Source organism: Xenorhabdus innexi (assembly GCF_002632485.1).
Lineage (GTDB): Bacteria > Pseudomonadota > Gammaproteobacteria > Enterobacterales > Enterobacteriaceae > Xenorhabdus > Xenorhabdus innexi.
Window position 1 is genome coordinate 16877 of record NZ_NIBU01000020.1, and the last position, 12523, is coordinate 29399.

At 45.7% G+C, this 12523-nt stretch carries 11 protein-coding genes; 8 read left to right on the plus strand and 3 right to left on the minus strand.

Annotated elements, in window-relative coordinates; genetic code table 11:
- Positions 1-22: 22 nt before the first annotated feature.
- Together iolG and iolD are read right to left on the minus strand one after the other, a co-directional pair.
- Positions 23-1009, minus strand: a complete 987-nt coding sequence (iolG, locus tag Xinn_RS10165) for an inositol 2-dehydrogenase (RefSeq protein ID WP_086955854.1) — start codon at positions 1007-1009, stop codon at positions 23-25.
- A 629-nt stretch (positions 1010-1638) separates the two neighbouring features.
- Complete coding sequence (gene iolD, locus Xinn_RS10170) at positions 1639-3609, minus strand: 3D-(3,5/4)-trihydroxycyclohexane-1,2-dione acylhydrolase (decyclizing) (protein WP_086955853.1); 1971 nt, start codon at positions 3607-3609, stop codon at positions 1639-1641.
- 151 nt (positions 3610-3760) lie between these two features.
- Here iolD and Xinn_RS10175 point away from each other — a divergent pair, with 151 nt between their 5' ends.
- Positions 3761-4594, plus strand: a complete 834-nt coding sequence (locus tag Xinn_RS10175; protein ID WP_086955851.1) for a MurR/RpiR family transcriptional regulator — start codon at positions 3761-3763, stop codon at positions 4592-4594.
- A 410-nt stretch (positions 4595-5004) separates the two neighbouring features.
- Here Xinn_RS10175 and hpaR read toward each other — a convergent pair whose 3' ends face one another.
- Positions 5005-5454: a homoprotocatechuate degradation operon regulator HpaR gene (gene hpaR / locus Xinn_RS10180; RefSeq protein WP_086955849.1), complete on the minus strand. Its 450-nt coding sequence runs from the start codon at positions 5452-5454 to the stop codon at positions 5005-5007.
- A gap of 386 nt (positions 5455-5840) precedes the next feature.
- Here hpaR and Xinn_RS10185 point away from each other — a divergent pair, with 386 nt between their 5' ends.
- From Xinn_RS10185 to hpaH, 7 genes are all read left to right on the plus strand, one after another.
- Positions 5841-6503 (plus strand): fumarylacetoacetate hydrolase family protein, encoded by a 663-nt coding sequence (locus Xinn_RS10185; RefSeq protein WP_086955847.1) that lies wholly within the window; start codon positions 5841-5843, stop codon positions 6501-6503.
- Positions 6500-7264, plus strand: a complete 765-nt coding sequence (locus Xinn_RS10190) for a fumarylacetoacetate hydrolase family protein (protein WP_086955845.1) — start codon at positions 6500-6502, stop codon at positions 7262-7264. Before Xinn_RS10185 ends, Xinn_RS10190 begins: the two co-directional genes overlap by 4 nt.
- Positions 7261-8727, plus strand: coding sequence for a 5-carboxymethyl-2-hydroxymuconate semialdehyde dehydrogenase (gene hpaE / locus Xinn_RS10195; protein WP_086955843.1), 1467 nt, complete (start codon positions 7261-7263; stop codon positions 8725-8727). Before Xinn_RS10190 ends, hpaE begins: the two co-directional genes overlap by 4 nt.
- A gap of 86 nt (positions 8728-8813) precedes the next feature.
- Positions 8814-9689: a 3,4-dihydroxyphenylacetate 2,3-dioxygenase gene (hpaD, locus tag Xinn_RS10200; protein ID WP_086955840.1), complete on the plus strand. Its 876-nt coding sequence runs from the start codon at positions 8814-8816 to the stop codon at positions 9687-9689.
- 12 nt (positions 9690-9701) lie between these two features.
- Positions 9702-10100, plus strand: coding sequence for a 5-carboxymethyl-2-hydroxymuconate Delta-isomerase (locus Xinn_RS10205; protein WP_086955838.1), 399 nt, complete (start codon positions 9702-9704; stop codon positions 10098-10100).
- Between the two features lie 110 nt (positions 10101-10210).
- On the plus strand, positions 10211-11683 hold the full coding sequence (locus Xinn_RS10210; RefSeq protein ID WP_086955836.1) for an NAD-dependent succinate-semialdehyde dehydrogenase: 1473 nt from the start codon (positions 10211-10213) through the stop codon (positions 11681-11683).
- Between the two features lie 20 nt (positions 11684-11703).
- On the plus strand, positions 11704-12507 hold the full coding sequence (gene hpaH / locus Xinn_RS10215) for a 2-oxo-hept-4-ene-1,7-dioate hydratase (protein ID WP_086955834.1): 804 nt from the start codon (positions 11704-11706) through the stop codon (positions 12505-12507).
- Positions 12508-12523: the final 16 nt, after the last annotated feature.

Below are 12523 nucleotides of genomic sequence, written 5' to 3' on the forward strand. Positions count from 1 at the left end.
GCTCCCCTTGGTTTGCTATTATTTATAATTTAATTTCTTTACCGGATAACAGGGATTCAAGCGCTTTATCAGCTAGATACAATGCCTGTTCACCATCAGAACCGGTTGTTTCCGGAGTGGCTCTTCCTGCCATGACATCGACAAAATGTGACCATTCTGCGATATATGCCTCACGATAACGTTGCAGAAAAAAATGTTCGGGCTTAGCGGAAAGACAGCCGTTGTCTCCCCATAATTCCACGCTATTTTCTTTAATATTACCGGCTGTCAGTAAACCTTTTTCACCATGCAGTTCAAGACGTTGATCATAGCCATACCCCGAACGACGACTGTTAACGATGCTAACCATAGCGCCTGAAGGAAATTTCATAATAATAAATGCGGTATCAATATCACCCGCTGCACCGATGGCTGCATCAACCAGATTGCTGCCTTGTGCATAAATAGCACACGGCTCTTCACCAATAATAAAACGGGCCATGTCAAAATCATGAATAGTCATATCCCTAAACATCCCCCCAGAAACCCGGATATATTCAGCGGGTGGCGGAGCAGGATCACGGGATGTGATAATAAGAGATTCAGCCTTACCTATTTTCCCTGCATGAAATAGATTTTTCAGCCGACGGAACTGAGGGTCGTAGCGACGATTAAAGCCGACAAATAAAGGAACCTGAAATTCTTTTACTACAGCAAGGCACTGCTGTACTCGCTCCAGATCAAGATGAACCGGTTTTTCACAGAAAATCATTTTATTGTTACGGGCTGCCAGCTCGATTAAATCAGCATGCGTATCTGTTGCTGAAGCAATAAGGACACCATGCACATCTGGATCAGACATTGCTTCTTCAGTGGTTTGTATTTTGGCCTGATATTTCTGTGCCAATATTTCAGCATTTACCTGATAAGGATCAACGACAGAGTAGAGGCAGGTTTCTTTATGGCTGGCTATGCTGACTGCATGAACCAGACCAATCCTGCCAGCACCAAATAATGCAATGTTAAACATGAATGCTCCTTGATACCTCTGTACCCCGCCGTCTTTCAGATTGCTGCGTTACTGGCTGTCTCCTGAAATTCATCGGGTATATTTGCTTTAGGATTGAATAAAAATATAACAATCAAAATATTTATTTCAATTTAACAGGAGTTGGAAATTTTATTTTTTAGAGGCGGTTAGCATTTTGAGATGAAAGTGATGTAATTAGTGTTGTATCTATCACAAAAAACGAGTTATCAGATCGGAAGGTTTAAATAAAAACACATTAAAATCATATAATAATACAAAAAACAACCCAACTACCGCCACAGTTGAAGTCATTAAAATCACACTGGAGTAAAGAGGCAACGAAACAGTCTGGAATGAAATAAAAATTCCATACCTTGTATAAAAGCACAATTTCACTGCCGGATAAAAGGCATCAAATCATAATATACACAATGGATTTCAAGATGCGTCGCGACGGCAAGGGAGTAACAAATTCGTCGAGAACGAATTTATCCAGCCAAAGGCTGGCCTCTGGTAAGAGGCCGGAGCCTCGGAGTCAATCTCCGGGAGCATAGATAACTATGTGACCGGGGTAAGCGAGCATAGCCAACAAAGAAGCTGCTTGAAAGACGAAATGTATAGTAGAAAGGTTAGTACTGACGCGTATATTTCTCCACATATTGCCTGATTTTTTCGGCTGTGGCAGTAATCGTCGGGTTATCTGCAACCTGTGCTGTGCCTGTTCTCCACCAAGATTCATAATCATGAGTCATCGTTTTCGGTAACACTTTAATATCGATCAGAGTTGCACATGTCTGTTTCCGGGAATCCTGCAAAGCAGTAATCAATTGTTGTTCGTTATGCACCCGATAACTTTTACAACCGTAACTTTCTGCATTTTTAGCAAAATCCACCGGAACCAGCGCCCCATCCAACCGGCCACTCTGTTGATTGCGATAACGATTTTCTGTCGCAAAACTGCCCATTCCCTGACTCATCTGTAAGTTATTGATGCAGCCGAATCCGGCATTATCAAATAGCAACACAGTAATCTTGATGTTTTCCTGAATCGCTGTTTGTAATTCACTATGCAACATCATATAAGACCCGTCACCAACCATTGCGTAAACCGGCTGGCCCGGACAGGCAAGTTTTGCTCCCAGCGCTGCGGCAATTTCATATCCCATGCAGGAATAGCCATATTCAAGGTGATAAGTATCCGGCTCTTTAGGTTGCCACAGGCGTTGTAAATCCCCCGGCAGAGAACCTGCTGCACCGACAATAATGGCATTATCTTCCAGATATTGATCCATCAGCCCAAGTACACGCGTCTGCGCCAGATTCGTCTGTAATGTGTCACTGTATTCATGTAATTTCTCATCCAGATGACCCGCAATTTCAGGTCTGTCTCCGGCCTGATACCGGATAGAGAACAGCCGCGAAAGTTCCTGCTGCCAGACTGATTTAGCCTGCTCAACCTCCTGTTGCCAACCGGAATACCATCCCGTTTTTACTAATGCCTGAGTGATTGAAGACAACCCTTCTCTGGCATCAGAAATCACAGCAACAGCATCCAGCTTGCAGGCATCAAACTCTGCCACGTTAATGGTGAGAAATTCAGCTTGCGGATTTTGAAACAGGGATTTTGATGCTGTCGTGAAATCAGTAAAACGTGTGCCGACACCAATGATTAAATCTGCATCTTTAGCCAGCAAATTAGCTGCCAGACACCCCGTTGTCCCCATTCCTCCGCAATTCAGGGGGTGCGCAGCAACAATGGCACTTTTTCCGGCCTGTGTTTCTGCAAAGGGGATATTAAAAGTTTCGGCAAATTGGCGGAAGGCTTCGTGTGCTCCTGAATAACGGACTCCGCCCCCGCAAACCAGTAATGGTTTCTTCTTACGCTGTATCAGCTCTACGGCATCCTGAATACGGGGCTGGGAAGCAGGTCGTCGCTCAAGGTAATGCACCCGTTTGCGGAAAAAGTAATCTGGATAATGCCACACTTCTCCCTGTACATCTTGCGGCAAACAGATAGTAACTGCACCGGTATCCGCCGGATCAGTCAATACCCGCATGGCCTGAATCATCGCAGTCATTAATTGCTCCGGTCTGGAAATACGATCCCAATAACGAGAAACAGGCCGGAAACAATCGTTAGTGCTGATAGTGCCATCCCAATACTGCTCAACCTGCTGTAAAACCGGATCTGGCTGGCGGCAGGCAAAGGTATCTCCCGGTAATAACAGCAATGGAATACGGTTGGCCGTTGCTGTGGCGGCGGCTGTTACCATATTGGCGGCTCCCGGCCCGACAGAGGAGGTAACAGCAAAAATCTGCCGCCGCTTTTTCTGTCGGGAAAAACCGGTAGCGATATGTGCCATACCCTGCTCATTACACCCCTGATAGATTCGGAGGTGGCCGGGGTTCTGTTCCAGCGCCTGCCCCAACCCCACAACATTACCGTGACCGAATATAGTGAAAACACCACAGATAAAGGGCAATTCCTCGCCATCAACGTTAATATATTGCTGATTGAGAAACCTGACCAAAGCCTGAGCCGTGGTCATTTTGTGTGTCTGTGGCTGTATTATCTGAGAATGTGTTGCCGATGTATTCATGGGATAACTCCATCAATATGAGCTGAATCACAATGCTACAGGTATATGAAATATATATTTCATTTTCAATGTGAATTGAAATAGGATTTTAGTAATGTGATCAACACGCTATTTTTGTGCAATTGCAATTTATTTTATTAAGGGAAACATTATGTCTGCTGCATCGAATCTGCCCGAACTACAGGAACAAATTCGCGCGCGTTATGACGAGTTAAGTAAACGCTTACAACAAGTCGCAAGGTATGTTCTGGATAATACCAATAGCGTAGCATTTGATACGGTAGCTATTATTGCAAAAGAGGCTGATGTTCCACCTTCTACTCTGATCCGCTTTGCTAATGCGTTTGACTTCAACGGATTCAATGAGATGAAACAGTTATTTCGCATGAATCTGGTAGAGGAAACCGCCAGTTATACCGATCGTGCCCGCCTGTTCAGAGCGCTGGATAGTGATAACCAGCAAGAGGAAGACCCACTTCATATTTTGCAGGAATTTGCCCACTCCAATGCACAGGCTATGCAGCAACTTGCCGCCCGTACTCCGGCGGAAGACTTAAATAAGGCGGTGGATTTACTGGCAAATGCTCACAATATTTATATTATCGGGCTACGCCGCTCGTTCAGTGTGGCATCATATTTTGCCTATGCCCTGAGCCATCTGGAGTGTCGTCCTATGCTGGTAGATGGTCTGGGGGGAATGTTCCGCGAACAGATGAGTATGATTGGGACGGATGATGTGGTTGTTTCCATCAGCTTTACACCCTATGCCGAAGAAACGGTGATGGTCAGTCAAAAAGCAGCACAGTCCGGAGCAAAGCAGATTGTGATTACTGACAGCCAAATCAGCCCATTGGCAAGTTTCAGCGATGTTTGTTTTGTCGTTAAGGAAGCAAAAGTTGATGCATTCCGCTCTCAATCAGCCACATTATGTCTGGCACAATCACTGGCTGTTGCTTTAGCTTACCGGCAGGAAAATGTAAGATAGTCGCTCTATTCATTTCAGGTTGTCGGCTCACGGGTTGCAGCCTGAAATATATTGGTTAATAAAACAGAAAATACCCTTTTATCAGCAATTAATTATTTTCATCATCTTATAAGCTATGATTATTTTTTTATTCAATTAATCGCCAATCACGTTCTGTTCATTTCATTCTTTGAGCTGATAATCAATATTTATTATGGGTTATTTCATTCTGCGGTGTTGTGACATAAATATATTTAATGAAAATACTCAGTCATCATAAAATAAATAACGTTATCAGGCTGCCAAATTTTTCTGAAACCAAAGAAAACACCGCAATAAACTGTTCAAAAAATAACATCCAGTTTATTCCGGTGCTCTTTCTCTTAATTATGGAGATATTGATTAATTAATATATTAATACAAATATATATTTACTGTTCTTCATTTTCATCTATATCGGTTTGAGAATGGTTTCCGATAGAAATAAGGTCATCCAGCAATGCTAGCAGCTGGGCTAATTTTTCTGAGGAAAAAGCGGCTTCAATTGCTTTATAGCCTTCATCGACTTCTCCTTTTGCCTGCTCATACAATTCCTGACCAGCCGGAGTCAGAGAGACGTATAGCTTTCGCTGATCATTCATTGGTTTTAAACGAAAGATAAGACCGTCACGCTCCATGCGAGTCAGAATGCCCGTCAAACTTGGGCGTAAAATACAGGTAAGGTTGGCCAAATCATGAAAATCAATCGAACGACTGCTTGCAAGTACACGAACAATACGCCATTGCTGCTCAGTCAGATTATAACTCTTCAAGATCGGGCGGAAAAAACTCATCGAGGTTTCCCGAGCTTGAAGTAATGCTAATGTCAGGGATTCATGCATAAGTAAAGGTGACTCTTAAGTTAACCACGGGCAATTCTCTATAAGTTGAACGCATGCGCTACCGATTATAGACAACATTAAAGTCGAAAAGACTAACATGCTCATAACTATCCACAAAGGAAAAAGAATTCAATATTAACAAATAAATAAAATTATTTTGCCACATAAAGTTAACAAAAAGTTAAACACAACACCAAATGACCTTATCTGAAGATATAACGGTTTGATCTTTATGTATTAAAAATAATCATGAGCAGAATGTTGTTACAGAGATCACAATTAAAATTAACAATTAACTTAACATATTGAACATCATCGCGTATTGATTTATTAATATATTAATAATTGATCTTGCGATACATCGCTCAGCTTGCAAGGAGTTGTTAATGAAAGGCACCGTCTTTGCCGTTGCTCTCAACCATAACAGTCAGCTCGATTTTTGGCGTAAAGCATTTCACGAAGCGCCATATAACACACTCCCCCAGACTCCAGTTTGGTTTATCAAACCCCGTAACACAGTGATTACTTCCGGTGATGTTATTCCCCATCCCATTGGAGAAACCGTACAAAGTGGTGCGACACTGGCACTGTTTATCGGCACAGATAAAACCGGTAAAGCAGCCCGTAAGGTTTCCGTCAAAGATGCCGACCAATACATAGCCGGTTATGCACTGGCCAACGAAGTCAGTTTACCGGAAACTTCATTTTATCGCCCAGCCATAAAAGCAAAATGCCGGGATGGTTTTTGCCCAATCGGTCAGATGGCGGATGTTCAGATAGCAGATGTAAAAACGATCAGTTCACTGGATATCATCACAGAAATAAACGGGCAGGAAGTTGATCGCTGGTCAACGCAGGATCTGGTGCGTTCTGCCCCAGAGCTTTTATCAGCATTAAGCGATTTTACCACCCTGAATGAAGGTGATGTCATTCTGCTGGGAACTCCTCATCAGCGGGTCACTCTTCATCCGAATGATACTGTCACAATCAGGGCTGATGGTTTCCCCATTTTACAAAACACCGTTGTATTGGCCGGAGGTCAGGCATGAAACACGCCAGAATTCATTATCAGGGTCAGGAGCTTCAGGTCACTGTTGATGAGCAGGAGAATATACTGCTGCCAGATGGCAGCCGAATCAGTGGGCTTGATGTGGTATGGCTTCCACCGGCCAGCGGCACACTGTTTGCGTTGGGTCTGAATTATGCCGATCATGCAACTGAGCTGGAATTTAAGCCACCGGAAGAGCCGCTGGTATTTATCAAAGCAGCCAACAGTTTCACTGGCCACCGTCAGGTTTCTGTCCGCCCTGATAATGTGGAATACATGCATTATGAAGCTGAATTAGTGGTGGTCATTGGTAAACCGGCTCACCAAGTTTCCAGAGCCAATGCCATGGATTACGTTGCAGGCTATACCCTTTGTAATGATTACGCCATCCGTGATTATCTGGAAAATTATTACCGTCCCAATTTGCGTGTAAAAAGCCGTGATACGTTAACGCCTATCGGCCCGTGGATCGTTGATAAAGACGATATTGCTGATCCGCATAATCTGATCCTGAGTACCTGGGTTAATGGCGAACTGCGCCAGCGTGGGACAACAGCAGATTTGATCTTCGATATTCCTTTCCTGATCGCCTATTTGAGCGATTTCATGACATTACAACCCGGAGACATGATCGCCACAGGCACACCCAAAGGTTTATCCGATGTTGTTCCCGGCGACGAAGTTATTGTGGAGATCGAAGGTATCGGACGTCTGGTAAATCATATTGTCCACCAACAAGAATATGAGGAAAGCCTGTCATGACCACAATTAATCATTGGATCAACGGTGAAAACGTTGGCAGCAGTACCTATTTTGAAACAGTCAATCCCGCAACCGGTGCAGTATTGGCAGAAGTCGCCTCAGGTGGCAAAGAAGAAATTGATCGGGCGGTTGCTGCCGCAAAAGAGGCTTTCCCCAAATGGGCAAATATGCCAATGAAAGAGCGTGCGCGTCTGATGCGGCGTTTAGGCGAGTTAATTGACCAGAATGTACCTGAAATTGCTGCGATGGAAACCAGTGATACGGGGCTGCCAATCCACCAGACAAGAAATGTCCTTATCCCGCGCGCTTCCCATAATTTCGATTTTTTTGCGGAAACTTGTCAGCAGATGAACGGCCGCACTTATCCCGTCGATGACAAAATGCTCAATTATACCCTGCTCCAGCCTGTCGGTGTCTGCGCGCTGATTTCCCCGTGGAATGTGCCGTTCATGACTGCCACATGGAAAGTTGCTCCCTGTCTGGCTCTGGGAAACACCGCCGTTCTGAAGATGTCTGAGCTTTCACCGCTGACAGCCAACCGTCTGGGAGAACTGGCTCTGGAAGCCGGTATTCCCGCAGGCGTGCTGAATGTGGTACAGGGATACGGCAATACTGCCGGTGATGCACTGGTAAAACACCATGATGTCCGGGCTGTTTCTTTTACCGGTGGAACTGCAACCGGCCGCCTGATTATGCAAAATGCCGGGCTGAAAAAGTACTCCATGGAACTGGGGGGCAAATCGCCGGTACTTATTTTTGAAGATGCCGATATCGAACGTGCATTAGATGCCGCGCTGTTCACGATTTTTTCCCTTAATGGTGAACGCTGTACAGCAGGTTCGCGTATTTTCATTCAGGAAAGTATCTATCCTGAATTTGTGAAGCGTTTTGCTGAACGTGCCAGCCGTCTGCGCGTCGGTGATCCGCAGGATCTTAATACACAGGTCGGCAGCCTGATCAGCCACCAGCATTGGGAAAAAGTTTCTGGCTACATCCGGCTGGGTATTGAAGAAGGGGCGACTCTGTTAACCGGTGGCCCGGATAAACCAGCAGATCTGCCTGATCATCTGAAAAATGGTCATTTCCTGCGACCAACCGTATTAGCTGATGTGGATAACAGGATGCGCGTGGCACAGGAAGAAATTTTCGGCCCGGTCGCTTGCCTGTTGCCATTCAAAAGTGAAGAAGACGGGTTACTCATGGCTAACGATGTGGAATATGGGCTGGCATCTTATATCTGGACACAGGATGTCAGTAAAGTTCTGCGGCTGGCACATGGAATTGAAGCCGGTATGGTCTTCGTCAATTCTCAGAATGTACGCGATCTGCGCCAGCCATTTGGTGGCGTGAAAGCCTCTGGTGTCGGACGGGAAGGCGGAGAATACAGCTTTGAAGTTTTTGCTGAAGTGAAAAATGTTTGTATTTCAATGGGAAATCATCCTATTCCCCGCTGGGGAATTTGATTCTCCAAAGTATATCCGATGGATTTCGAACCTGAGAGACAAAGGATATTCCCGCTTTTCATCATCCTGATACAAAGTGAGGATCTATGGGCAAGTTAGCGTTAGCAGCAAAAATTACACATGTACCTTCCATGTATCTGTCCGAATTGCCGGGTAAACATCATGGCTGTCGGCAGAGTGCGATTGATGGACATAAGGAGATCAGCCGCCGCTGCCGGGAGTTGGGCGTCGATACTATTATCGTCTTTGATACCCACTGGCTGGTAAACAGCGCCTATCATATTAACTGTGCAGAACACTTTTCCGGTATTTATACCAGTAATGAATTACCGCATTTTATCCGCGATATGAGTTATGAATATGACGGAAACCCCGAACTGGGGCGGATGATCGCAGAAGAAGCGCGTCAGATGGGAGTTCGGGCAAAGTCACATGAGATTGCCAGCCTGACGCTGGAATATGGCACATTAGTACCCATGCGCTATATGAATAGTGACCGTCATTTTAAAGTTATTTCAATCTCTGCCTTTTGTACTGTTCATGCTTTCGAAGATAGCCGTAAGTTGGGAGAAGCCATTTTACAGGCTATTGAGAAATATGATGGCACAGTTGCCGTGCTGGCCAGCGGTTCGCTCTCCCATAGTTTCATTGATGATCAACGAGCCGAAGAAGGCATGAACAGCTATACCCGCGAGTTTGATGAGCAGATGGATCGCCGCGTTGTGGAACTCTGGAAAGAAGGGAAGTTCAGGGAATTCTGCGACATGCTGCCTGAATATGCTCACTACTGCCGGGGCGAAGGCAATATGCATGATACCGTCATGTTACTCGGGCTGCTTGGCTGGGATAAATATGACGGCAAAGTAGAGTTTCTCACTGAATTATTTGCCAGTTCAGGGACAGGACAGGTGAATGCAATTTTCCCATTATCAAATGCTGTTAACCAGACAATACCCGTCTGACAGGAGTGAACCATGCCACATTTTTATGCTGAATGTACCGAAAATATCCGCAAAGAAGCCCATTTACCGGAACTGTTTGCGAAAGTGAATCAAGCGCTTGCCGATACCGGCATTTTTCCGCTGGGCGGGATCCGCAGCCGGGCTATTTGGCTGGATACGTGGCAAATGGCAGATGGAAAACAGGATTATGCTTTTGTTCATATGACGCTGAAAATCGGTGCTGGACGCAGCAAAGACGATTGCCAGAAAGTCGGGGAGATGCTGTTTTCGCTCATAAAAACCCATTTTGCTGATCTAATGACACAGCGTTATCTTGGCCTCTCTTTTACAATGGAAGAACTTGATCCAATACTGAATTATAAATCCAATAATGTTCATAAGCTGTTTAAGACAAAAGTTAAGACATTATGAGTGTCATAATTCTACGTTTATGAAATTCTGTGTTTCTGAACCTGAAATTCAGAGTGATTGAAGTACAAAAAAAGTTGAGTTCACATTTTTGTTAAATGAAGAGGGAAACCATGACAAACCATCCTGATGCTTTATTACTTGATACCTTATTACTACGCCAGCAGGGTTATATTAACGGGAAATGGCTTGATGCAGACAATAAGGCTACCTTTGCCGTGACCAATCCGGCTAATGGTGACATCATCGCCAATGTCAGTGATATGGGAGCAGCAGAAACTCTGCGCGCTATTGAAGCCGCTGAAAAAGCACTTCCTGCATGGCGTGCCATGACTGCTAAGCAGCGCAGCAGAATACTCCGACAATGGTTCAATCTGGTCATCGATAACCAGAAAACACTGGCCGAGCTCCTGAGTATCGAACAAGGAAAATCCCATACAGAAGCGATGGGTGAAATTGCCTATGGTGCCAGTTTTATCGAATGGTTTGCGGAAGAAGGTAAACGGGTTTATGGCGAAACTATCCCCTCACCAGCGCCGGGTTACCGCACATCGACTATAAAGCAGCCGATCGGCGTAGTTGCTGCAATTACACCTTGGAATTTTCCCAATGCGATGATTACCCGCAAAGTCAGCCCGGCACTGGCCGCAGGTTGTACTGTCGTCCTGAAACCTGCCGCAGAGACTCCGCTTTCCGCATTAGCTCTGGCAGCTCTGGCTGAGCTGGCGGGCGTCCCGGCGGGTGTTTTCAATATTGTCACCGGGATGGATGCCAAAGCAATTGGGGAAGTGCTGACTTCAAGCCCTATCGTGCGCAAACTCTCTTTTACCGGATCAACCCGTGTAGGGCAGTTACTCATGGCACAAAGCGCCAATACGGTAAAAAAACTCTCTCTTGAATTAGGTGGTAATGCACCTTTTATTGTCTTTGATGATGCCGATTTAGATGCCGCAGTTAAAGGCGCAATGGCAGCAAAATTCCGTAACAGCGGGCAGACTTGTATCTGCGCAAACCGGATATTGGTGCAGGAAAGTATTTACGAGGAGTTTGCTGAACGTCTGGCTCAGGCCGCTAAACAACTTCAGGTCGGGCCTGCCAGTGATAGTTCATCACAGCAGGGGCCTCTGATTAATCAGGCGGCTGTGGATAAAGTTCAGTCTCATATCAGTGATGCTGTTTCCCGTGGCGCGCGGATTCTGACCGGAGGAAAATCCCACAAGCTGGGTGGTCTGTTCTTTGAACCAACCGTACTGGCTGATATTGATGAAACAATGCAAGTCGCCCATGAAGAAACATTCGGCCCTCTGGCTCCCCTGTTCAAATTCCGTGATGAAGAAGAGGCTATCCGTATTGCCAACAGCACAGAGTTCGGGCTGGCGGCCTATTTTTATTCCCGCGATATCGGCAGGATTTACCGGGTAGCAGAAGCACTGGAAAGCGGCATGGTCGGTATTAATGAAGGGCTGATTTCCAACGAGGCTGTGCCGTTCGGCGGTATAAAACAGTCTGGTCTGGGGCGTGAGGGTTCGCGTTACGGCATAGAAGATTATCTGGAAGTGAAATACCTCTGTTTTGGAGGATTATAACCCAAAGGAGTTTCACACATATGCTACAGAAAGAAGTCGTATCACAGGTTGCTCGCCGCTTATATCAGGCAGAGAAAGACCGTAAACAGATCCGTCAGATCTCACTGGATTATCCGCAAATAACCATTGAGGATGCTTATGCCATTCAGCGTGAGTGGGTCAGCATGAAAACAGCGGAAGGACGGTTACTTAAAGGGCATAAAATCGGCCTGACTTCCAGAGCCATGCAGATCAGTTCGCAAATTGATGAACCGGACTATGGTGCACTGCTGGATGATATGTTTTTTCAGAGCGGCTGTCATATTCCCTGCGAACGTTTTATTGTTCCCCGCATTGAGGTGGAACTGGCTTTTGTACTGGCAAAACCGCTGCAAGGCCCGGACTGTACACTGTTTGATGTTTACAATGCGACAGATTACGTTATTCCGGCACTGGAACTGATCGATGCCCGTTGTCATAACATCGATCCTGACACCCGGCGCCCGCGTAAAGTCGTGGATACGATTTCTGATAATGCAGCAAACGGGGGCGTCATTATGGGAGGACGCCCCATCAAACCACACGAGCTGGATTTAAGATGGGTCAGCGCCCTGCTCTATCGCAATGGTGTGGTTGAAGAATCCGGCGTAGCGGCTGCCGTACTTGACCATCCCGCCAGTGGTGTTGCGTGGCTTGCTAATAAACTGGCACCACACGGTGTCCAGCTTGAAGCGGGCCAGATCATACTGAGTGGCTCTTTCACCCGACCGGTTGCCGCCCGTAAAGGTGATACATTTCACGTGGATTATGGCGTACTAGGTTCAGTCAGTTGTTATTTTGTTTAAAAATCAGTTTGGTATA